Here is a 20,492-nt window from a genome sequence, read left to right on the forward strand (position 1 = left end):
CCCCCGCCCCGTACTGTTGGCGGGGGCCGTCCGCACGCACTGGACGGGCCGAGGCCGGCGGAGTGCGGGTGACGGGTGCAGATGGTCGACGGAGGATTCGTCCCGCGTACGGATGCCGGTGAGCGGACGACCGGTGTAGGCCCGTGAAGCTCTCCACCCGGCTCGCCCTCACCGTCGGCGGCGGCGTACCCGTGCTGATCGTGGCCTGCGGCTGGCTGCTGCTGAGCCTCATCACCGATGACCTTCGCCAGCAGCAGGACGCTCAATTGCAGGCCCGTGCCACCGTCGTGGCCAAGAACACCAAGAACTACCTGGACGCGGCCGGGACCGGCCAGCCCGTTGTGGAGTCCGCCCGCCGGCAGCGGCTCATCAAGTCCACCAGCGGTATGGGTGTATGGGTCACCGGACCCACGGGCACACTGCGCGCCGGTCCCCAACTCCCGTCCGCACAGCTGCCGTACAGCGCCCCGAAACCGCTGAAGGTGACCGTCGAAGGCCGGGACTGGCTGGTCCTCTCCCTGCCCGTAGCGATCGACCGGCAGCGGGACCGGCCCAATCTCTGGCTGTTCTCACCGGACACCGTCGAGGAGGAGCTGGCACTGGTGCGCCGACGGGTCTACGTCGGGGCCGCGGTGGCCCTGCCGATGGCGGGAGCGGCCGCCTGGGCCATCGCGAACCGCGCTGTGCTGCCGCTGCGCCGACTGCAACGGCGTACGAGCGGACTCGACCCGCGCACCAGCTCGTCCCGGCTGGAACACCGACCCACCCGCATCGCGGAGGTCGACGACCTCGCGCTCACCCTGCAGACTGTGCTCAGCCGCTACGACGAGCAGGTGGCACGTACCGCAGAGGCTTTGGCCACGGCCCGGTCGTTCGCGGCGGCGGCCTCCCACGAGCTGCGTTCGCCGTTGACGAGCATCCGAGCCAATCTGGATGTCCTGGCCGGGCCGTTCGAACTCGAACCGGCGGAACGGGCGGAGGTGCTGGCCGAGTTGGTGGCCGAACAGGAGAGGCTGGTCGGCCTGCTCTCGATGCTGCGGACCTTGGCGCAGGGCGATCTGGTCGAGGCCGAGGCGTTCGAGTCGCTGGACCTCGGGGAGTTGGTGCACTCCTGCGTCGACGGACTGCGCCGCGCCCACCCCGAGACCGAGGTGTCCGTGCGGGCGGCGTCGGGACTGATCGCGGACGGCTGGGCGGAGGGGCTGCGCTCGGCGGTGGACAACCTGCTGACCAACGCCCGCGTGCACGGCAGGGTCGGCGAACGCGCCGCCACCATCGTGGTGACCCTGCGGCAGTCCGACCGGCCGGGCGAGCGGACCGCGGTGCTCACCGTGGACGACGACGGCCCCGGCGTCCCGCCCGAACGCCGGGAGAAGATCTTCGAGCGCTTTTGGCACGGTCCGGACAGCCCCGGCTCCGGGCTGGGCCTCACCCTCGTCGCCCAGCAGATCACCCTGCACCAGGGGCAGGTCTCGATGTCGGACCGCCCGGACGGGCAACGCGGCACACGCTGCGAGGTACGGCTGCCGCTTACCGGCGTGCGGGAGTTCGAGCACACACTGCCGTTGCTGCGCCGCGACTGGTTGAGCGGCGCGGCGGAGGCACCGGTAATTAATCCCGGCCGAGGCTGAGGAATTCTGGCTCGAATCCACCTCGCCCAGGGTCGGTGAATCAGGGGTTGGTTATTGGGGCGCTGAATAAATCCCGCCCGGCGTCGATTTTTCCCGCGCGGATTCCTTGAGAACGGCACGTCTTCCTTGTCAGGCTTCTCGAAAGCACTGTCGGATCCCAGGAAGAGAGGAACGCCGACGTTGAATGGAACCACCGCGGTGGCTCCCACGATGTGGCGTGCGCTGCATGTGTGGAAGCGGACGCTGGGCAAGGGCGTGCACACGCTTCCGGTGCCGCCGTCGACGGGTATCGGGCTGAGTGTGCACGTGAGCGGCATCCTCGCCGTCCACGGAGGCCGCGGGGACGCGCGGGAGACGGTCCTGCTGCCGGAGGACGTCTGCGTCACCCCCGCGGAACCGAACCGGCCGCTGGTCGTGTCCCCGAGAGGGAACAGGCCCGCCGTGATCGCGTCCCTCGCCATTCCCGAGGCCATGGTGCGCCGGTTCGCCGGCGAGGAATTCCGGATGGGGGAGCGGCAGTCCCCGCACCCTTGTCCCGCTGTCACCTCCGACCCGGTGCTCGCCGAGATGGTGAAGGCGGTGATGGCTGCCAGTGAACTCGGCGCCGACGACGTGTACGCGGACTCGGCGGCGCGTTTCATCCTCGCCCACCTCCGCATTCCGCGGTCGCGCGCCGCCGCCCCGAGAGAGCCGGCGGGCGGTCTCACCCAGCAGCAACTGGACACCATCACCGCGTACATGAGAGCCAACTTTGCGCGGCCCATCACCCTGGACGATCTCGCCGCACTGGTCTCCTTCAGCCGCTTCCACTTCCTGCGCTGCTTCAAGAACGCCACGGGCGCCACGCCCTACCGGTATCTCACCGAGCTGCGGATCGCGTCGGCGCGGACGGACCTGGAGAACGGTACCGAGACCATCGCAGCGATCGGCCAGCGCTGCGGCTTCTCGGGCTCCGAGCACTTCTCCCGGAGCTTTCGCCGGGTCATGGGCTGCACACCGTCGCAGTACCGCGCGACACGGCCCGAGTCGCCTGCGGCCGGGCACTCTCCAGCGTAGAGTCCCCGTCGCTTCGGAGGGTTTCCGCCCCTGGATACGCTTACCGCGGCAGCTTTCCGTACTGTGACGTGCCGCGCTACACCGTGCTGTGCAGAAAGATGGAGGGCGTGAGCGAGGAGATGCTTACGCAGACACTCCGCGCGCTGGAGCGGGACGGGCTGGTTCCGCCGGACCATCCACTCGGAGCCTGGAGAGGAGCGACGCATGGTCGGCAGGGCCGGACGAGTTCTCGTGGCCGACGACGAGGTCAGCACGCGACGTTCGCTGGAACGCGGACTCCGGCTTGGGGGCTTCGAGGTGACGCTGGCCGCTGACGGCCGTTCCGCGTTGGAGTCGATGAAGAGACTCCGTCCGGACATCGTTGTCCTCGATGTCTGCATGCCCGACCTGAGCGGCATCGACGTGTGCCGGACACTGCGCGAGAACGGGGACGACGTGCCCGTGCTCATGCTCTCCGGACTGGACGAAGTGGCCGACAGGATCGCCGGGCTGCAGGCCGGCGGCGACGACTACCTGGTCAAGCCCTTCGCTCTGCAAGAACTGACGCTGCGCCTGCACGCCCTCCTGCGCCGGCGTCCCCCCGCCGCGACGGACCGGGTCCGGGTGGGCGGCCTGGTCGTGGAACCGTCCGCCCGCCAGGCGTGGCTGGACGGGCAGCTCCTGCACCTGACGCCACGCGAGTTCCACCTCCTGGAGATGCTGGCCCGGAACGCGGGCCTGGTCCTCACCCGCGGCCAACTGCTCGAACACGTCTGGGGCTACGACGCCCGCGTCCGTACGGACGCCGTGGACACGTTCGTCAGCTATCTGAGGCGCAAGACGGAGGCAGAGGGGCGTCCCCGCATCCTGCACACGGTGCGGGGGGTCGGCTTCGTGCTGCGCGTTGACAACGGCCCGACCTGACCGCCTGTCCACCGTGCCGGGAGGGGCGGTTCAGGAGGGACGGGGCGCGATCACAAAGATTCCACAAGAACGGTCCCTACTTTCCTCTTTGCGGCGGCCGGGGTCCGCCGCGGGGAGGGGGAGAAGTGCCGAACGCGACACACAACACCACATGGGCACGGGGACAGTACGGGGACCGGATGCTGCGTTTGCTCCGCGAGTTCGGCCCGCTGACACGGAGCGAGCTGGGGGAGCTGTCAGGACTGTCGCGCACCACGCTGTACGAGGTCGTCAGCAGGCTCGTGGACAGTGGCCAGGTGATCGCCGCGGTGCCGGACAGCACTCGTCGCAGGCGGGGCCGCCCGGCGGAGAAGCTGATCCTGAACCCGGAGGCCGGCCGGGTGCTCGGGATCGATTTCGGGCGGCGGGCTGTTCGGGTGGTCTCGGTGGCGGGGGACCGCGACGACTTGAGACACGGCGACCTGGACCGCGACGTCTTGGGACGCGACCACTTGGAGCGCCATGACGCCATCAGTACGGCGAGTGAAGCGCATTCCCCAACGGCTCAGTGGCCGGACCGTATTGTCATCGCACGTCGGCTCGTCGGCACCCTGACCGGCGGACGACTGCGACTCGATGCCCTGAGCGGTGTGGGAGTCGCGGTGACGGGCACGGCGACCGACGCGCGCGCCCCGCTCGACCGGCGGGCCATGGCGGTGATGATGGGCCGCAGCTTGGGCACCCGGGTGCGGATCGACAACGCCGCGCGGCTCGCGGCCCTGGCCGAGACGGTCTGGGGCGCGGCCCACGGACGGCGAGACGTGCTGTACCTGGAACTCTCGGACCCTGTCGGTGGGGCGCTGGTGAGCGGCGGCGTGCTGCACCGTGGCGCACACGGTCGGTCGGGGGAGTTCGGGCATATCACCGCGGAGCCCGGGGGCGCGAGGTGCCCCTGTGGTGGGCGGGGTTGTCTGCAGACCGTCGCCTCGACCACGGCCGTGCTGGAGGCGTACCGACCCGGGGCGGACTTACCCGACTTGCTGGCCGCGTTGGGTTCCGGAGATCCGGCCGCCCATGCGGTGCTACGCCGGGCAGGCACCTACGTGGGACGGGTCCTTGCGGGTCTGGTCAACGCGCTCGAACCCGGCATCGTGGTCGTGGGCGGCGAACTCGTCACCGCCGGCCCGACCCTGATGGAGTCGGTACAGCGTGAACTGCTGGCGAACGTCGTACGGTGCGGCTCGCGCCCGTCGCCGCTCGTCCGGCCCGCAGAGTTGGGCGACCATGCCGCCGCCCTCGGGGCCGCGTCACTCCTGCGGCAGCCCGGCAGGGATCCTTCGCATTCCCTCGGAAAAGGACTTGACGCGGCGGTCAGGATGTCGGGCGGATTGCGCGCGAATTAAAGGCCGGCAGAACCGGATTAAATTGACCGCATTCAATCTGGAATGGAAAGCTCGAATGAGAACTCCTACCGGATAAGAACGGAAAAGAATGCGCATATCCAGGTACCTCGCCACGGTTCTTACGGTCACCGCGGCCACCACCACGTTGTCGGCCACCTCCGCCGCCTCGGCATCGGCGGCACCGTCCGCTGGGTCGCTGCGAGCCGGCGTGTTCAAACTGACGAACGCCGAACGGGTCAAGGCCGGTTGCCCCAGGCTGAAGTACAACTCCGCGCTCGCCAAGGCCGCCCAACGGCACTCGGCAGACATGGCCGGGCATGACTTCGTCGACCACGTCGGCTCCGACGGCAGCACCATGGTGACCAGGGCCAGGGCGGCAGGCTACACCGGCTTCAGCGCGCTCGCGGAGAACGTCGCCGCCGGTGACAGGAGCGCCGCCGCGGTCGTCAGGGGCTGGATGAAGTCCCCGGGGCATCGGGCCAACATTCTCAACTGCTCGCTCAAGCACCTGGGTGTCGGCTACGTAAAGAAGCCCGGTACCACGCAAGGGACGTACTGGACGCAGGACTTCGGCACCAAGTTCTGACGCGGGAGCGTGGAAGCCATGCGCAAGCTGCGCTTACTCGTGGTGCTGCCGGCCGTCCTGACCATGCTCGCCTCCACCGGGAGCAACCAGGCCGACGCGAGCGCATCGACCGCCGCTGTCAAGAAGAAGGGCGTCAGCGCCTGGAGATTCAACGGGGTCACCGGCGCGATGGCCGACGCGAACGTCGGCTGGTTCTACACCTGGGCCTCGGACAAGCAGAAGATCAAGCCCCCGTCCGGCGTCGAGTTCGTACCCATGATCTGGGGCCGTGACTTCGTGACCGAACAACATCTCGGACGAGCCAAGGCGCAGGGCAGGACCCTGCTCGGATTCAACGAACCGGACCGGGCGGACCAGGCGGGGATGTCCGTGAAGGAGGCCCTCGACCTGTGGCCCCGGCTGCAGTCGACCGGAATGCGCCTCGGAGCACCCGCGGTGGCCACCGGCGGTGACCTGGCCGGCGGCTGGCTCGACCGCTTCATGAAAGGCGCCGCCGCCCGCGGCTACCGGGTCGACTTCATTCCCCTGCATTGGTACGGCTCGGACTTCAATGCCCAAGCTGCGACAGGTCACTTGAAGAGCTATCTCCGTGCCGTGCACCAGCGCTACAAGAAACCCATCTGGCTGACCGAGTACGCCCTGATCGACTTCTCCAGCGGTACGCCGAAGTATCCGACCAAGGAACGGCAGGCCGCCTTCGTGAAGGAGTCCACCGCAATGCTGGAGAAGCTGCCGTACGTCAAGCGGTATGCGTGGTTCACGCTTTCCACGCAGCGAGGCCATGGCACCGGCCTCTACAACGGCACTCGGGCCAACCGCGTGGGTGCCGCCTACCGCGCTGCGCGGTAGCGAGAAGCCTCTTCTATTTCATTCCCTCTCTTCTCTTCTCAGGAAGGACGCGAAATGCGCGATCTTCAGCCCAATGGACGTGTCCTGGCGGTACTGGCCGCCACTGCCTCTCTCGCCGTGATGGCGGGCGCCGGCTCGTCGGCCCACGCCGACACCGGGTCCCCGGACGGGGATCGGGCCGTACAGGTGAATGCGACGGACGCGGCGGAGATCCCCTGTGCCAAGTACCTCCAGAAGAAGCACACTTATCGAACGGACCCCGCGGGCCCTTCTTGGCAGACCTACAAAACGGACAAGCTTGGCAGGCCGGCCCACGCCGAGATCCGGGTCGGGGCTGTGGATCGGGACCCCAGGCTCGGCCTGTGCGAGGCCGTCGTGGGTGAGTGGGGCGGTCCCGGGCACGTTGGCGCGCGGATGATTCCCGCCGGCGTCAAAGGTGCGGGCCACCGCGCCAATGTCGTCCCGGTCGCCAAGTCGGCCGACAGGATTCTGAAGGCCGTGGAGCGCAAGACCCTGCGGTGCAACGCGGGCTACAAGATCGTCACTCTCGGGGTCACCGCCCACTACAAGAAGAACGACAACGGAGTCGTTCCGTCGAGGTTCAGTGTTTACATCGAGGCGAAGAACCGCGCCATCGAATTCGGCGCGAACTCCTTCCTGGCGTTCGACAACAAGGAGTACACCGAGGCCGGCGAGCACAGGCTGCTCGACTCCCTGGCCGACCAGGTGGAAGCGATGCGCTGCTGAAGCGTGGCCCGCAGCCCGCCACGGGCTCAAAGGCCCAGTGAAGTCCCATAGATGCCGCCGCACCCCATCCCGGCCTGCTCAGGAGCAGGTCAGGCAAGGTGCGGCGGCTTCCGTCGATCAGATGTCCCGGAAGATCTCGATCTGCGCCCCGATCGAGTTCAGGCGCTCGGCGAGGTCCTCGTAACCCCGGTTGATGACGTACACGTTCCGCAGGACCGACGTGCCGTCCGCCGCCATCATCGCCAGCAGGACGACCACGGCGGGGCGCAGCGCCGGCGGGCACATCATCTCCGCGGCGCGCCAGCGAGTCGGGCCCTCGACCAGGACGCGGTGGGGGTCCAGCAACTGGAGGCGGCCGCCGAGGCGGTTGAGGTCGGTGAGGTAGATCGCCCGGTTGTCGTAGACCCAGTCGTGGATCAGCGTCTTGCCCGACGCCACGGCCGCGATCGCCGCGAAGAAGGGGACGTTGTCGATGTTCAGGCCAGGGAAGGGCATGGGGTGGATCTTGTCGATCGGCGCCTCCAGCTTGGAGGGCCGGACCGTGAGGTCCACCAGACGCGTACGGCCGTTGTCGGCGAAGTACTCCGGCGTGCGGTCGTGGTCGAGGCCCATCTCCTCCAGGACCGCCAGCTCGATCTCCAGGAACTCGATCGGCACGCGACGCACCGTCAGCTCCGACTCCGTCACCACGGCGGCAGCCAGCAGGCTCATCGCCTCGACCGGGTCCTCGGAGGGGGAGTAGTCGACGTCCACGTCGATGTTCGGCACGCCGTGGACCGTGAGCGTCGTCGTGCCGATGCCCTCGACCCGGACCCCGAGTGCCTCCAGGAAGAAGCAGAGGTCCTGGACCATGTAGTTGGAGGAGGCGTTGCGGATGACCGTGACGCCGTCGTGCCGCGCGGCGGCCAGCAGCGCGTTCTCGGTCACGGTGTCGCCGCGCTCGGTCAGCACGATCGGCCGGTCGGGACGTACGCCGCGGTCCACCACGGCGTGGTACTGCCCCTCGGTCGCCGCCACGTCCAGGCCGAAGCGGCGCAGCGCGATCATGTGCGGCTCGATGGTCCGCGTACCGAGGTCGCAGCCGCCGGCGTACGGCAGCATGAAGCGGTCCATGCGGTGCAGCAGCGGGCCGAGGAACATGATGATGGAGCGGGTGCGTACGGCGGATTCGGCGTCGATCGCCGCCATGTTCAGCTCGGCCGGCGGCACGATCTCCAGGTCGACACCGTCGTTGATCCAACGGGTGCGCACGCCGATGGAGTTGAGCACCTCCAGCAGGCGGTACACCTCCTCGATGCGGGCGACCCGGCGCAGCACTGTGCGCCCCTTGTTGAGCAGTGAGGCGCACAGCAGTGCCACGCAGGCGTTCTTGCTGGTCTTGACGTCGATCGAACCGGACAGCCGACGTCCGCCGACGACCCTCAGATGCATCGGACCGGCGTAACCCAGCGACACGATCTCGCTGTCGAGGGCCTCGCCGATTCGGGCGATCATCTCAAGGCTGATGTTCTGGTTGCCGCGCTCGATGCGATTGACGGCGCTCTGGGAGGTGCCGAGCGCCTCGGCCAGCTGCGCCTGTGTCCAGCCACGGTGTTGCCGGGCGTCACGGATGAGCTTGCCGATGCGTACGAGGTAGTCGTCTGCCATGAGGTTGAGGCTATCTCAGATATGAGATGGCACATTCTCAGGGGGGCCGTTCGGGTGACGTGCCGTCAACGCCGCCTGGCGGTACGGGTGCGACGCCACCCGAAAGGTCCGGGCAAATCCATCGATGTCGTACGACGTCCGGTGCTGCTGTGGGTATGCCGCGGACCGTTCCTGCCGCCCGTGGTGATGGACCACGAGCGCCGGTTGATGTTCAGGCGCACGCCGGGCAAGATGCGAAAACTCTTACGAAATGTCAGGGGCATGGATGCTCCTTCCGGGGTCCGGAGTCCGACGTCGGACGTCGGGTGCGTATCTCTCGGTTACCCCGACTCGGCCGCCTGATGGCACGTCGAAATGCCGGAAGGGGATGCGGGAAGGGCCTGTTCGACGCCGGGTGCGTCGAGCAGGCCCTTCCAGTGGTCCGTCCCCTGTCCGGTATGTCAGTCCGTGCCGGACTCCATCGCCGCGCGGTCCAGGAGTGCGTCCTCCTCGGAGACCTCGCCGCGGGAGGCGATGGCCTCGGCGCCGCCCTCGGGCAGCTCCGGCATGGTGCCGATCAGACCGGTCGCGGCCGCCTGGGAGGCGCCGACGGTGGGGCTGCCGGTGCCGATCAGGCCGAGGCCGACGTACTGCTCCAGCTTGGCGCGCGAGTCGGCGATGTCGAGGTTGCGCATGGTGAGCTGGCCGATCCGGTCCACCGGGCCGAAAGCCGAGTCCTCGGTGCGCTCCATGGAGAGCTTGTCCGGGTGGTAGCTGAACGCCGGGCCGGTCGTGTCGAGGACCGAGTAGTCCTCGCCGCGCCGCAGCCGCAGCGTCACCTCGCCGGTGACGGCCGCGCCGACCCACCGCTGGAGCGACTCACGGATCATCAGCGCCTGCGGGTCCAGCCAGCGGCCCTCGTACATCAGGCGACCGAGGCGCCGGCCCTCGTTGTGGTACTGGGCGAGGGTGTCCTCGTTGTGGATCGCGTTGACGAGACGCTCGTACGCGGCGTGCAGCAGGGCCATGCCCGGCGCCTCGTAGATACCGCGGCTCTTGGCCTCGATGATCCGGTTCTCGATCTGGTCCGACATGCCGAGGCCGTGCCGGCCGCCGATGGCGTTGGCCTCCATCACCAGGTCGACGGGGGAGGCGAACTCCTTGCCGTTGATCGTGACGGGGCGGCCCTGCTCGAAGCCGATCGTGACGTCCTCGGGAGCGATCTCGATGGACTGGTCCCAGAACTTCACGCCCATGATCGGCTCGACGGTCTCGACGCCGGTGTCCAGGTGCTCCAGGGTCTTGGCCTCGTGGGTGGCGCCCCAGATGTTGGCGTCCGTGGAATACGCCTTCTCCGTGGAGTCCCGGTAGGGCAGCCCGTGGGCGAGCAGCCACTCCGACATCTCCTTGCGGCCGCCGAGCTCGGTCACGAAGTCCGCGTCGAGCCAGGGCTTGTAGATCCGCAGGTTCGGGTTGGCGAGCAGGCCGTAGCGGTAGAACCGCTCGATGTCGTTGCCCTTGAAGGTCGAGCCGTCGCCCCAGATCTGGACGTTGTCCTCGAGCATCGCGCGCACCAGCAGCGTGCCGGTGACGGCACGGCCCAGCGGGGTGGTGTTGAAGTACGCCCGCCCGCCTGAGCGAATGTGGAACGCGCCGCACGTCAGCGCGGCCAGGCCTTCCTCGACGAGGGCGGCACGGCAGTCGACCAGGCGCGCGACCTCGGCGCCGTAGGCCTTGGCGCGCCCGGGCACCGAGGCGATGTCGGGCTCGTCGTACTGGCCGATGTCAGCGGTGTAGGTGCACGGGACGGCGCCCTTGTCGCGCATCCAGGCGACCGCGACCGAGGTGTCGAGACCGCCCGAGAAGGCGATGCCGACGCGCTCGCCGGAGGGGAGGGAGGTGAGGACCTTGCTCATAGGAAGAGTATGCATCACGACGCATGGTCATGCAAAGGGGGTATGCGGAATCCAGGAAAAGAGGCATGCCGAAGCCCCAGGCATGACCATCCCGGCCCCATGTACTAGAGTTATCTCGACATCGAGATATCTGCCGAGGTGCACCGCAGCCGCGCGGGGTCACCGATCCAACGGTAAGGGTTACCTAACTTAGCCTTACCTTAGCGGATCGGCCAGGATGCCGTGGCGGCAGGATCGTGGTGGTACGCGCACATCAATGAAGGAGACTGTCGTGTCGGCGAACAGCTTCGACGCCCGCAGCACGCTGCAGGTGGGCGACGAGTCGTACGAGATCTTCCGGCTGGACAAGGTCGAGGGCTCCGCGCGCCTCCCTTACAGCCTGAAGGTGCTGCTGGAGAACCTCCTCCGCACCGAGGACGGCGCGAACATCACCGCCGACCACATCCGCGCCCTCGGCGGCTGGGACTCCCAGGCCCAGCCGTCGCAGGAGATCCAGTTCACGCCGGCCCGCGTGATCATGCAGGACTTCACCGGCGTGCCCTGTGTCGTGGACCTCGCGACCATGCGTGAGGCCGTCGCGGCGCTCGGCGGCGACCCGGCGAAGATCAACCCGCTCTCCCCGGCCGAGATGGTCATCGACCACTCCGTCATCGCCGACAAGTTCGGCACGAACGACGCCTTCAAGCAGAACGTCGACCTGGAGTACGGCCGCAACAAGGAGCGCTACCAGTTCCTGCGCTGGGGCCAGACCGCGTTCGACGACTTCAAGGTCGTCCCGCCGGGCACCGGCATCGTGCACCAGGTGAACATCGAGCACCTCGCGCGCACGGTCATGGTCCGTAACGGCCAGGCGTACCCCGACACCCTCGTCGGCACCGACTCGCACACCACCATGGTCAACGGCCTCGGCGTCCTCGGCTGGGGCGTCGGCGGCATCGAGGCCGAGGCCGCGATGCTCGGCCAGCCGGTCTCCATGCTCATCCCGCGCGTCGTCGGCTTCAAGCTGACCGGTGAGCTCCAGCCCGGCACCACCGCCACCGACCTCGTGCTGACCATCACCGAGATGCTGCGCAAGCACGGCGTCGTCGGCAAGTTCGTCGAGTTCTACGGCGAGGGTGTCGCCGCGACCTCCCTCGCGAACCGCGCCACCATCGGCAACATGTCGCCGGAGTTCGGCTCCACCGCCGCGATCTTCCCGATCGACGACGAGACCCTGAACTACCTGCGTCTGACCGGCCGCTCCGACCAGCAGGTCGCGCTCGTCGAGGCGTACGCCAAGGAGCAGGGCCTCTGGCTGGACCCGAAGGCCGAGCCGGACTTCTCCGAGAAGCTGGAGCTCGACCTCTCCACGGTCGTCCCCTCCATCGCCGGCCCGAAGCGCCCGCAGGACCGCATCGTCCTCGCGAACGCCGCCGAGCAGTTCAAGACGGACGTCCTGAACTACGTCGCCACCGCCGACGAGGCGGGCGAGGAGTCCTTCCCGGCCTCCGACGCCCCGGCCGCCACCAACGGCGTCCCGAGCAACCCGGTCGTGGTCACCGCCCCCGACGGCTCGACCTACGAGATCGACCACGGCGCGGTCACCGTCGCGGCCATCACCTCCTGCACCAACACCTCGAACCCGTACGTCATGGTCGCCGCCGCGCTGGTGGCCAAGAAGGCGGTCGAGAAGGGCCTGACCCGCAAGCCGTGGGTCAAGACCACCCTCGCCCCGGGCTCCAAGGTCGTCACCGACTACTTCGACAAGGCGGGCCTGACCCCGTACCTCGACAAGGTCGGCTTCAACCTCGTCGGCTACGGCTGCACCACCTGCATCGGCAACTCCGGCCCGCTGCCGGAGGAGGTCTCCAAGGCCGTCAACGACCACGACCTCGCGGTCACCTCGGTCCTCTCCGGCAACCGGAACTTCGAGGGCCGTATCAACCCCGACGTCAAGATGAACTACCTGGCCTCCCCGCCGCTGGTCGTCGCGTACGCCCTCGCCGGCTCCATGAAGGTGGACATCACCCGTGACGCCCTGGGCGCCGACCAGGACGGCAACCCGGTCTTCCTGAAGGACATCTGGCCCTCCGAGGCCGAGGTCAACGACGTCGTGGCGAACGCCATCGGCGAGGACATGTTCTCCAAGTCCTACTCCGACGTCTTCGCGGGCGACGCCCAGTGGCAGGCCCTGTCGATCCCGACCGGCAACACCTTCGAGTGGGACGCCGAGTCGACCTACGTCCGCAAGCCCCCGTACTTCGAGGGCATGACGATGGAGACCACCCCGGTCTCGGACATCGCCGGCGCCCGCGTCCTGGCCAAGCTGGGCGACTCGGTCACCACCGACCACATCTCCCCGGCCGGTGCCATCAAGGCCGACACCCCGGCCGGCGAGTACCTCACCGAGCACGGTGTGGAGCGTCGTGACTTCAACTCCTACGGCTCGCGCCGAGGCAACCACGAGGTCATGATCCGCGGCACGTTCGCCAACATCCGCCTGCGCAACCAGATCGCGCCGGGCACCGAGGGCGGCTACACCCGCGACTTCACGCAGGCCGACGCGCCGGTGTCGTTCATCTACGACGCCTCGCAGAACTACCAGGCCGCCGGCACCCCGCTGGTCATCCTGGGCGGCAAGGAGTACGGCTCCGGCTCGTCCCGCGACTGGGCGGCCAAGGGCACGGCCCTCCTCGGCGTCAAGGCCGTCATCACCGAGTCGTACGAGCGCATCCACCGCTCGAACCTCATCGGCATGGGCGTCCTGCCGCTCCAGTTCCCGGCCGGCCAGAACGCCGACTCGCTCGGCCTGACCGGCGAGGAGACCTTCTCCATCACCGGCGTGACCGAGCTGAACGAGGGCACCACCCCGAGCACGGTCAAGGTCACCACCGACACGGGCGTCGAGTTCGACGCGGTCGTCCGCATCGACACCCCCGGTGAGGCCGACTACTACCGCAACGGCGGCATCATGCAGTACGTGCTGCGCAGCCTGATCCGCAAGTAAGCGGTACGGCACGGCAGTTGAGGGCCGCATCCCCGATCACCGGGGATGCGGCCCTTGTCGTTCTCGTCCCGTGACATCGCCGGGGCTCAGCCGGAACACAGGGTTCCCCCAGCCCGCCGGGACAGGATCGGGACATGACCGGCATCGCAGGGCCTCGAACCGCACACGTCAGTGCGCTCATGGTCGACGACGGGCCCGTGCACGGACTCGGCCACGCCGTCCGGCCGCCGGAGAAGGGCAGATGAGCGCCCGGCGGCGCCCGCGCTCCCTGCGCACGCGCCTGCTCGTGCTCATCGCCACGGCCCTCGTCGCCGTATCCGCCGCGATGGCGCTGACCACCGTGTTCGTCCAACGCGCCTATCTGCTCGACAACCTCGACGACCGGGTCCACGACGCCGCCGGGCGCAGCCTGGGCGGCGCCCGCCTGCACCCCGGGCCGGCGGACGACCTGAGCTTCCTGGAGAGCGGGCACCCGGCCGGCATGCTCGCCGCCCGGCTCGACACCGACGGCGACATCCTCGCCGCCGGTGTCGTACGCCAGGACGCCACGCCGCGCGCGCTCACCGACGCCCAGCGGACGGCCCTCGCGGGCGTCGCCACCGACGGCTCGGTGCACACCGCTACCGTCCCGGACCTCGGCACCTACCGGATCACCGTCGCCCGGAGCGGCGGAATCCGCGTCCTCGGGGGCCTCCCGATGGACGACGTGCAGGACATGATCAGCGGCATGGCCGTGGTCGAGGCGGTCGTCGCGGTGGCGGGCCTCGCCGTCGCGGGCGGCCTGTGCGCGGTGGTCGTACGACGCCAGCTGCGGCCTCTCGGCCGGGTCGCCGCCACCGCGGCCGAGGTCTCCCGCGCGCCGCTCGACCGGGGCGAGGTCACCGGCATCGCCCGCGTCCAGGCCCGGGACACCGACCCCGCCAGCGAGGCCGGCCAGGTCGGCGCCGCCCTCAACCGCATGATCGAGCACGTCGAGTCCTCCGACACCGCACGCCGGCGCACCGAGGAACGCATGCGCCGCTTCCTCGCCGACGCCGGCCACGAACTGCGCACCCCGCTCGCCTCGATCGCGGGCTACGCCGAACTCATGAACCGCGGCACCGGCCCCGTCGAACCGGTGCTGGCCTGGCGCCGCGTCTCCGCCGAGTCCGCGCGCATGACCGGCCTGGTGGAGGACCTGTTGCTGCTGGCCCGGCTGGACGAGGGCAGGCCCCTGCACTGCGCCGAGGTGGACATGGCGGCACTGGTCGCCGAGGCGGTCCGGGACGCGCAGGCCGTCGGCAGCGGACACGACTGGCGGCTCGAACTCCGCCCGGACGGCACCCCGCCGGTCCTCGGCGACGAGGCCCGGCTGCACCGGGTGGTGGCCAACCTGCTGGCCAACGCGCGGATGCACACGCCCGCGGGCACGCGGGTCGTCGTGGTCGTGGAGACAGGGGACGAGCGGTGCGTCGTACGCGTCCGCGACGACGGTCCCGGCATCCCGCCCGCCCTGCTCCCGACGGTCTTCGACCGCTTCACCCGCGCCGACACCTCCCGTACCCGGAGCGGCCCGCACGACGGCGGATCAGGGCTGGGACTCGCCGTCGTGACGGCGATCGTCACGGCGCACGGCGGGCAGACCGAGGTCGCGAGCGAACCGGGCCGGACGGAATTCACGGTACGGCTGCCACTCGCGGCGGAGCGGCCGTACGGACCGACGATGGCCGGCACCGTCGCCCGGCTGGGCCGGCAGCGAGGTGTACGGCAGCCGGGGGCGGCCGTCCCGGCCGGTGGTCAGTCGGCCCCGACGAGATCCTTGCCGTAGCAGATCTCCACGTACGGACCAGCGCAGTACGCCGGGATCTCGCGGTAGCCGTGGCGGACGTAGAGCGAGCGGGCCTCGATCAGGTCCAGGCGGGTGTTGAGGACCATCCGGGAGGCGCCGAGCCGCCGTGCCTCGGCCTCAAGAAGCTCCAGCAGCAGGCCGGCGCCCTTCTTGCCGCGGAAGGCGGGGCGCATGTACACGCGGGTCAGCTCGGCGAGTCCGGGATCCAGCATCAGCAGACCGCCGCAGGCGGCGGCCTCGCCGTCGAACCGGCCCACCACGAACTGCCCCGTGGGCGGGGCGAGCAGCTCCACGCCGTCACCGGCCAGGCCCTCGTCGATCTCCTCACAAGTCGCGGGCCGCTTCCAGTAACGGCTGGCGACTTCGTCGTAGTAGTCGCGGCGCAGAGCGGTCGCGTCCGCCGTGTCGAAGGGTTCGGGAGCCAGCAGCCAGGAGGTCGTAAGGGTCATGAGAGTGCTATAGCCGGGGTGCGGCCCCGGCACCAACCGGTTTTGCGGGGCGGCGGCAGACCCGCGTGTGGCCCGGGGCGGAAAGTTTCCGGGAGCCCGGTTCGGGGAGTGGGGTGGGAGACGATCGATGAGCGAGGAGCGTCGGAAGTGATTCGAAAGCTGCAGGCGATCGCGCTGGACTGCGCCGATCCGGTACGGCTGGCCGAGTTCTACGCGGAGCTGCTCGGCGGCCGGGTGGTCGCGGACCCCGATGACGCCGACTGGGTCGAGGTGCACGGGTTCGAGGGGACGCCCCTGGCCTGCCAGCGGGTGGACGGCTACCGACCGCCCGAGTGGCCCGGCCAGGAGCGCCCGCAGCAGCTCCACCTCGACTTCGACGTCGACGACCTCGAAGGAGAGGAGAAGCGGGCGCTGGCCCTCGGCGCGACCGTGCTGGAGCGCACGGACCAGCTCCGCCCGGAAGCCAACTGGCGGGTCTACGCGGACCCGGCGGGCCACCCGTTCTGCCTCTGCCTCCACTGAGCCCGGGCCGGCTGAACGGGCCTTCTATTCGTTTGCCGCGGGCCGGCCCGGTCGGATAGGAAGCCTGCATGCTGAAGGGCGACAAGGTCGGGCTGAGGGCCCGGCACGAGGACGACATACCGGTTCTGCTGACCGAGCTCTACGACGACGTGGTCAACTCCTCGCGGGCCGAGAGCGGGCCGTGGCGGCCGATCAGCCCCGGCTCGAAGGACCCGCGGCTCGTGGTGGACGACAACAAGGAGCAGGGACACGTCCCGTTCTCCGTGGTGGAGCTGGACGGCGGCACGCTGATCGGCACCGCGACGCTGTGGGGCATCGACAACCACAACCGGTCCGCGCACATCGGGCTCGGCCTGCTGCCGTCCTCGCGCGGCAAGGGCTACGGCACCGATGTGGTCGCGGTGCTGTGCCACTACGGATTCGTCGTACGCGGCCTGCGGCGGCTCCAGATCGAGACGCTCTCGGACAACGCCGCCATGCTGCGCTCCGCCGAGCGCAACGGCTTCGTCCGTGAGGGCGTGCTGCGGTCCTCGGCCTGGGTGATGGGCGAGTTCCTGGACGAGGTACTGCTCGGGCTCCTCGTCCAGGACTGGAAGCCGGGCCCGGGCCCGAAGGGCTAGGGCGTCAACTTCGCTTCCCGTCACGGCAGTTGCGGTCAATCGAACGGTCGCGTCGCGACGCTGTTCGGTCGTCGGAGGTCAGTCCCAAAGAGTTCCCGCTCGCGCGCCGGCGGCGTGCCTACGGTCCGGACACCGAGGCGGGTCGGCCGGTGCCGGCCCGCCGCAGTCGAAGGCACGCAATGGGAGGCGCAGTGGCGAGTGTGGAAGTGTCGTTGAAGGAGATGATGGCCGGGGTCGAGGGAGCGTTGGGAGCCGCCGTCGTCGACTACACCAGCGGAATGGCCCTGGGCACGCTCGGTGGGGGCAAGGACCTGGACCTGACCGTCGCCGCGGCCGGGAACACGGATGTCATCCGGGCCAAGGTCCGCACCATGGAGCAGTTGGGCCTCAAGGGCCGGATCGAGGACATCCTGATCACGCTGGACCGGCAGTACCACGTGATCCGCCTGGTGACCGGTCGTACGGGCAACGGACTGTTCCTGTACCTCGTCCTCGACAAGGGCAACTCGAACCTGGCGATGGCCCGCCACCAACTCAAGCGGGTGGAGGAGGCGATCGAGATCTAGCGCGCTCGAGGAAGCCGGCGGCTACGTCTGCCCATGATGTGAAGACTTCTTCAAGTCACCACATCAGCATGGTGCCAATGTGCGTTCCTGCCGGGTCCGGGACGTGAAGGATCGACATCCGAGAGCGGTCCGCGAGGCGGCGGCGTCCTTCGACGCCGCCGCGTCGCGGCGACCGCAATCCCACCCACCCGAGCAGGAGCGAGCAGCCATGCAGGCCCCCCTCTACCAGGTCAAGGCGGAGTTCTTCCGCATGCTCGGCCACCCCGTGCGCATCCGGGTGCTGGAACTCCTCCAGCACGGGCCGGTGTCCGTACGGGACCTGCTGGCCGACATCGACATCGAACCGTCCAGCCTGTCGCAGCAGTTGGCCGTCCTGCGGCGCTCGGGCATCGTCGTGTCCATGCGGGAGGGATCCACCGTCCGCTACGCCCTCGCGGGAGGGGATGTCGCCGAACTCCTGCGCGCCGCCCGCCGCATCCTCACCGAACTCCTCGCCGGCCAGAACCAACTCCTCACCGAACTCCAACGAGCCGACGACGACACGGCGACTTTGCACACGACGAGATGACAGCGGCACCGAGCGCCACAGAAACCGAGAGTGGGAGTGTCGGGCAACAGTGAGGACGGAAGAGTCAGGCCGACGACACCAGCTTCTCCAGCTTGTTGAGACTCTGGGTCCAGCCCTCCTCGTGAAGAGCTCGGCGCGCCTCAGTGGCGAAGTCACCCTGGCTGATGACCAACTCGGTTCGGGTACCGCCGATATCGCGGAGCGACAGCGTCACCACCGTCTCCCGGTCCTCCGGATCGGGATCCTCCCACCGGAAGGTGCAGGAAAGGCGTTCCGGAGGCTCGGCCTCGACGAATTCCCCCACCAGGTAGAACAGATCGCCCTCCGGAGGCTGCATGGCGATCCGATACCTGCCGCCTGGCCGAAGGTCGCTTTCCACACTTGGGACGGTGAACCCGTCAGGGCCCCACCACTTGGCCAGTTCCTGCGGTTCGGTCAACGCTCGGAATACGACTGAGCGCGGTGCGCGGAGGACGCGCTGCAGATGCAGCCTCAGCCCGCCGTCGTGTGTCATCGCGAACCTCCTCCAACGCGAAAGCGCCGAGATTGATCAGCACGCATATCGTAAGTATCCCGGCCGTGGACCGCGATCTCGCCGGCCAGGGGCGGTGCGAGGACAGGTGCGGCCACTGGTGATCATCGCGTGCTGTGTGGACCCCTTCTCGCCGTCACCGCCGCCCACGAGCACGCCCGCCAACCGGTCCCCGACGAACTGGTCCCACTGGCGGACCCCCGCGCCGACCATTTACAACCACACCCCACGGCGCTACCTTCCGCAACAGACGGGGTGGGAGCGCTCCCATGGGTGGTGGACCGGAACCCGTCGCCCCGAACCGCTCCCACCCCGCACTCGTCCGCAATCCGCACACGGCCCGCACCTGAAGGAACGGACTGGACTGTCATGATCCTGACAGCAAAGGATGCGGCCAAGGCCGCACCCCCGCCCCGCCGATTAACCCTCCCCACCCGCACCAGAGCCCTCTTCCTCGTCCTGATCTCGCTGCTCGCGACCATCCCCGCCGTCACCCTCGTCATGAGCACCGGAGGCAGGGCGGAGGCGCACGGCACGCCCATGAAGCCCGGCAGCCGTACCTTCCTGTGCTGGCAGGACGGCCTCACCGACACCGGTGAGATCAAGCCGGTCAACCCGGCCTGCAAGGCCGCCCAGCAGGTCAGCGGCACGACCCCGTTCTACAACTGGTTCTCCGTGCTGCGCTCCGATGGCGCCGGCCGCACCCGCGGCTTCGTGCCGGACGGCCAGCTGTGCAGCGGCGGCAACGCCAACTTCACCGGCTTCAACACACCCAGCAACGACTGGCCGCTCACCCACCTGACCTCCGGCGCGACCGTCGACTTCTCCTACAACGCCTGGGCTGCGCACCCGGGTTGGTTCTACGTCTACATCACCAAGGACGGCTTCGACCCCACCCGCACACTCACCTGGGACGACATGGAGTCCCAGCCCTTCCTCGGCGTCGACCACCCGCCGCTGAACGGCTCCCCGGGCACGGTCGAGGCCAACTACTCCTGGACCGGACAGCTGCCCGCGAACAAGTCCGGCCGCCACATCGTCTACATGGTCTGGCAGCGCTCGGACAGCGCCGAGACCTTCTACTCCTGCTCCGACGTCGTCTTCGACGGCGGCAACGGCGAGGTCACCGGCATCAAGGATCCCGGGAACCCGACCGACCCGGTGCCCGGCGAGTGCTCCGCGGCCCGCCGCACGACGGGCAGTTGGTCCGGCGGGTACCAGTCCGAGGTGACCGTCACCAACACCGGCGACGTCCCGATGCTCGGCTGGATGGTCGACTGGACGCTCCCGGCCGGCCAGAAGGTCGACAGCCTCTGGAGCGGCAACGCCACCTACACCGGCCAGGGCGTGATGGTCCACAACGCCGACTGGAACGGCTCCCTCGATCCGGGGGAGAGCACGACCTTCGGCTATGTCGTGACCGGATCCGGCGGTGACAGTACGACGGCGCTGCCCTGCCGAGTGGGCTGAACAGTCGCTCCGGGCGGACCCGGTGGGCGTGAGCCGCCGTCCACCGGGTCCGCGAGCCGGACGAGCCCGAGGGGGGGAAGTGGGACCGTCCGGGTGGGTGAGTGGCTTGTGCGAGGTCGCGGTGCGACAACGTTGTCTAGTGGTCTGCCGGATGACTCTACCGCCTCAACGGACAACGATGTCAAGCCAGTTGGGAATCAAGTGACCTCCGACAACCTGCGGATCCGGTCGTTTCGCTGCCCCATCCAGGTGAGG

19 protein-coding genes and 1 pseudogene are annotated in these 20,492 nt (G+C 69.0%); 15 read left to right on the plus strand and 5 right to left on the minus strand.

The features are described from left to right. Positions 1 to 143 precede the first annotated feature (143 nt). From PGH47_RS32440 to PGH47_RS32475, 8 genes and pseudogenes are all read left to right on the plus strand, one after another. Positions 144 to 1,631, plus strand: a complete 1,488-nt coding sequence (locus PGH47_RS32440; protein WP_271666326.1) for a sensor histidine kinase — start codon at positions 144 to 146, stop codon at positions 1,629 to 1,631. Positions 1,632 to 1,829: 198 nt separating this feature from the next. Beyond that, positions 1,830 to 2,687: a helix-turn-helix domain-containing protein gene (locus PGH47_RS32445; protein ID WP_271666327.1), complete on the plus strand. Its 858-nt coding sequence runs from the start codon at positions 1,830 to 1,832 to the stop codon at positions 2,685 to 2,687. A 74-nt stretch (positions 2,688 to 2,761) separates the two neighbouring features. Beyond that, positions 2,762 to 2,851: pseudogene (locus PGH47_RS32450) on the plus strand (winged helix-turn-helix transcriptional regulator); the annotation flags it as partial. A 40-nt stretch (positions 2,852 to 2,891) separates the two neighbouring features. Next, positions 2,892 to 3,590 carry a response regulator transcription factor gene (locus PGH47_RS32455; protein ID WP_271666328.1) on the plus strand — a complete coding sequence of 233 codons (699 nt, stop codon included), beginning with the start codon at positions 2,892 to 2,894 and terminating at the stop codon, positions 3,588 to 3,590. Positions 3,591 to 3,769: 179 nt separating this feature from the next. Further along, positions 3,770 to 4,972, plus strand: coding sequence for an ROK family transcriptional regulator (locus tag PGH47_RS32460; protein WP_271666329.1), 1,203 nt, complete (start codon positions 3,770 to 3,772; stop codon positions 4,970 to 4,972). Between the two features lie 88 nt (positions 4,973 to 5,060). After that, positions 5,061 to 5,558: a CAP domain-containing protein gene (locus tag PGH47_RS32465; RefSeq protein WP_271666330.1), complete on the plus strand. Its 498-nt coding sequence runs from the start codon at positions 5,061 to 5,063 to the stop codon at positions 5,556 to 5,558. Between the two features lie 18 nt (positions 5,559 to 5,576). Then, on the plus strand, positions 5,577 to 6,407 hold the full coding sequence (locus tag PGH47_RS32470; protein ID WP_271666331.1) for a glycoside hydrolase family protein: 831 nt from the start codon (positions 5,577 to 5,579) through the stop codon (positions 6,405 to 6,407). A 54-nt stretch (positions 6,408 to 6,461) separates the two neighbouring features. Further along, the gene (locus PGH47_RS32475) at positions 6,462 to 7,154 is read left to right on the plus strand and encodes a DNA/RNA non-specific endonuclease (protein ID WP_271666332.1); all 693 of its coding nucleotides are present in this window, start codon (positions 6,462 to 6,464) and stop codon (positions 7,152 to 7,154) included. Between the two features lie 117 nt (positions 7,155 to 7,271). Here PGH47_RS32475 and PGH47_RS32480 read toward each other — a convergent pair whose 3' ends face one another. The 3 genes from PGH47_RS32480 to argG all read right to left on the minus strand — a co-directional run bounded on the left by PGH47_RS32480 (position 7,272) and on the right by argG (position 10,696). Next, positions 7,272 to 8,801 carry a helix-turn-helix domain-containing protein gene (locus PGH47_RS32480; protein WP_150499417.1) on the minus strand — a complete coding sequence of 510 codons (1,530 nt, stop codon included), beginning with the start codon at positions 8,799 to 8,801 and terminating at the stop codon, positions 7,272 to 7,274. Between the two features lie 65 nt (positions 8,802 to 8,866). After that, a complete protein-coding gene (locus PGH47_RS32485; protein ID WP_093747609.1) occupies positions 8,867 to 9,064 on the minus strand; it encodes a DUF4236 domain-containing protein in 198 nt (65 codons plus the stop codon). Between the two features lie 177 nt (positions 9,065 to 9,241). Next, complete coding sequence (gene argG, locus PGH47_RS32490) at positions 9,242 to 10,696, minus strand: argininosuccinate synthase (RefSeq protein ID WP_030944892.1); 1,455 nt, start codon at positions 10,694 to 10,696, stop codon at positions 9,242 to 9,244. Between the two features lie 271 nt (positions 10,697 to 10,967). Here argG and acnA point away from each other — a divergent pair, with 271 nt between their 5' ends. After that, the gene (acnA, locus tag PGH47_RS32495) at positions 10,968 to 13,682 is read left to right on the plus strand and encodes an aconitate hydratase AcnA (protein ID WP_271666333.1); all 2,715 of its coding nucleotides are present in this window, start codon (positions 10,968 to 10,970) and stop codon (positions 13,680 to 13,682) included. A 241-nt stretch (positions 13,683 to 13,923) separates the two neighbouring features. Then, entirely contained in the window at positions 13,924 to 15,489 is a 1,566-nt protein-coding gene (locus PGH47_RS32500) for a sensor histidine kinase (protein WP_271666334.1), read from the plus strand. On the opposite strand, the gene PGH47_RS32505 is transcribed toward PGH47_RS32500, so the two are convergent. Further along, complete coding sequence (locus tag PGH47_RS32505) at positions 15,459 to 15,959, minus strand: GNAT family N-acetyltransferase (RefSeq protein ID WP_271666335.1); 501 nt, start codon at positions 15,957 to 15,959, stop codon at positions 15,459 to 15,461. The genes PGH47_RS32500 and PGH47_RS32505 overlap by 31 nt on opposite strands. Positions 15,960 to 16,106: 147 nt before the next feature. On the opposite strand from PGH47_RS32505, the gene PGH47_RS32510 reads away from it, so the two are divergent. The 4 genes from PGH47_RS32510 (at position 16,107) to PGH47_RS32525 (ending at position 18,235) form a co-directional block, all read left to right on the plus strand. Further along, a complete protein-coding gene (locus PGH47_RS32510; protein WP_271666336.1) occupies positions 16,107 to 16,481 on the plus strand; it encodes a VOC family protein in 375 nt (124 codons plus the stop codon). A gap of 68 nt (positions 16,482 to 16,549) precedes the next feature. Continuing rightward, the gene (locus tag PGH47_RS32515) at positions 16,550 to 17,101 is read left to right on the plus strand and encodes a GNAT family N-acetyltransferase (RefSeq protein WP_271666337.1); all 552 of its coding nucleotides are present in this window, start codon (positions 16,550 to 16,552) and stop codon (positions 17,099 to 17,101) included. 191 nt (positions 17,102 to 17,292) lie between these two features. Continuing rightward, positions 17,293 to 17,667 carry a hypothetical protein gene (locus PGH47_RS32520; protein ID WP_030954228.1) on the plus strand — a complete coding sequence of 125 codons (375 nt, stop codon included), beginning with the start codon at positions 17,293 to 17,295 and terminating at the stop codon, positions 17,665 to 17,667. A gap of 208 nt (positions 17,668 to 17,875) precedes the next feature. Further along, positions 17,876 to 18,235, plus strand: coding sequence for an ArsR/SmtB family transcription factor (locus PGH47_RS32525; protein WP_030954230.1), 360 nt, complete (start codon positions 17,876 to 17,878; stop codon positions 18,233 to 18,235). A gap of 64 nt (positions 18,236 to 18,299) precedes the next feature. On the opposite strand, the gene PGH47_RS32530 is transcribed toward PGH47_RS32525, so the two are convergent. Next, positions 18,300 to 18,749, minus strand: a complete 450-nt coding sequence (locus PGH47_RS32530) for an SRPBCC family protein (protein ID WP_271666338.1) — start codon at positions 18,747 to 18,749, stop codon at positions 18,300 to 18,302. Between the two features lie 387 nt (positions 18,750 to 19,136). Here PGH47_RS32530 and PGH47_RS32535 point away from each other — a divergent pair, with 387 nt between their 5' ends. Then, the gene (locus tag PGH47_RS32535) at positions 19,137 to 20,237 is read left to right on the plus strand and encodes a lytic polysaccharide monooxygenase auxiliary activity family 9 protein (protein ID WP_271666339.1); all 1,101 of its coding nucleotides are present in this window, start codon (positions 19,137 to 19,139) and stop codon (positions 20,235 to 20,237) included. The last annotated feature ends 255 nt before the right edge of the window (positions 20,238 to 20,492 follow it).

It is taken from the genome of Streptomyces sp. HUAS 31, assembly GCF_028198125.1.
GTDB lineage: Bacteria > Actinomycetota > Actinomycetes > Streptomycetales > Streptomycetaceae > Streptomyces > Streptomyces chartreusis.

Excerpts from the sequence above, each read along its gene's own strand:
- PGH47_RS32460 (WP_271666329.1), top strand. The coding sequence starts at position 3,770 with ATGCTGCGTTTGCTCCGCGAGTTCGGCCCGCTGACACGGAGCGAGCTG.
- PGH47_RS32470 (WP_271666331.1), top strand. The coding sequence starts at position 5,577 with ATGCGCAAGCTGCGCTTACTCGTGGTGCTGCCGGCCGTCCTGACCATG.
- PGH47_RS32475 (WP_271666332.1), top strand. The coding sequence starts at position 6,462 with ATGCGCGATCTTCAGCCCAATGGACGTGTCCTGGCGGTACTGGCCGCC.
- PGH47_RS32455 (WP_271666328.1), top strand. The coding sequence starts at position 2,892 with ATGGTCGGCAGGGCCGGACGAGTTCTCGTGGCCGACGACGAGGTCAGC.
- PGH47_RS32505 (WP_271666335.1), bottom strand. The coding sequence starts at position 15,959 with ATGACCCTTACGACCTCCTGGCTGCTGGCTCCCGAACCCTTCGACACG.
- PGH47_RS32485 (WP_093747609.1), bottom strand. The coding sequence starts at position 9,064 with ATGCCCCTGACATTTCGTAAGAGTTTTCGCATCTTGCCCGGCGTGCGC.
- PGH47_RS32480 (WP_150499417.1), bottom strand. The coding sequence starts at position 8,801 with ATGGCAGACGACTACCTCGTACGCATCGGCAAGCTCATCCGTGACGCC.
- PGH47_RS32515 (WP_271666337.1), top strand. The coding sequence starts at position 16,550 with ATGCTGAAGGGCGACAAGGTCGGGCTGAGGGCCCGGCACGAGGACGAC.
- argG (WP_030944892.1), bottom strand. The coding sequence starts at position 10,696 with ATGAGCAAGGTCCTCACCTCCCTCCCCTCCGGCGAGCGCGTCGGCATC.
- PGH47_RS32530 (WP_271666338.1), bottom strand. The coding sequence starts at position 18,749 with ATGACACACGACGGCGGGCTGAGGCTGCATCTGCAGCGCGTCCTCCGC.
- PGH47_RS32535 (WP_271666339.1), top strand. The coding sequence starts at position 19,137 with ATGATCCTGACAGCAAAGGATGCGGCCAAGGCCGCACCCCCGCCCCGC.
- PGH47_RS32500 (WP_271666334.1), top strand. The coding sequence starts at position 13,924 with ATGAGCGCCCGGCGGCGCCCGCGCTCCCTGCGCACGCGCCTGCTCGTG.
- PGH47_RS32525 (WP_030954230.1), top strand. The coding sequence starts at position 17,876 with ATGCAGGCCCCCCTCTACCAGGTCAAGGCGGAGTTCTTCCGCATGCTC.
- PGH47_RS32465 (WP_271666330.1), top strand. The coding sequence starts at position 5,061 with ATGCGCATATCCAGGTACCTCGCCACGGTTCTTACGGTCACCGCGGCC.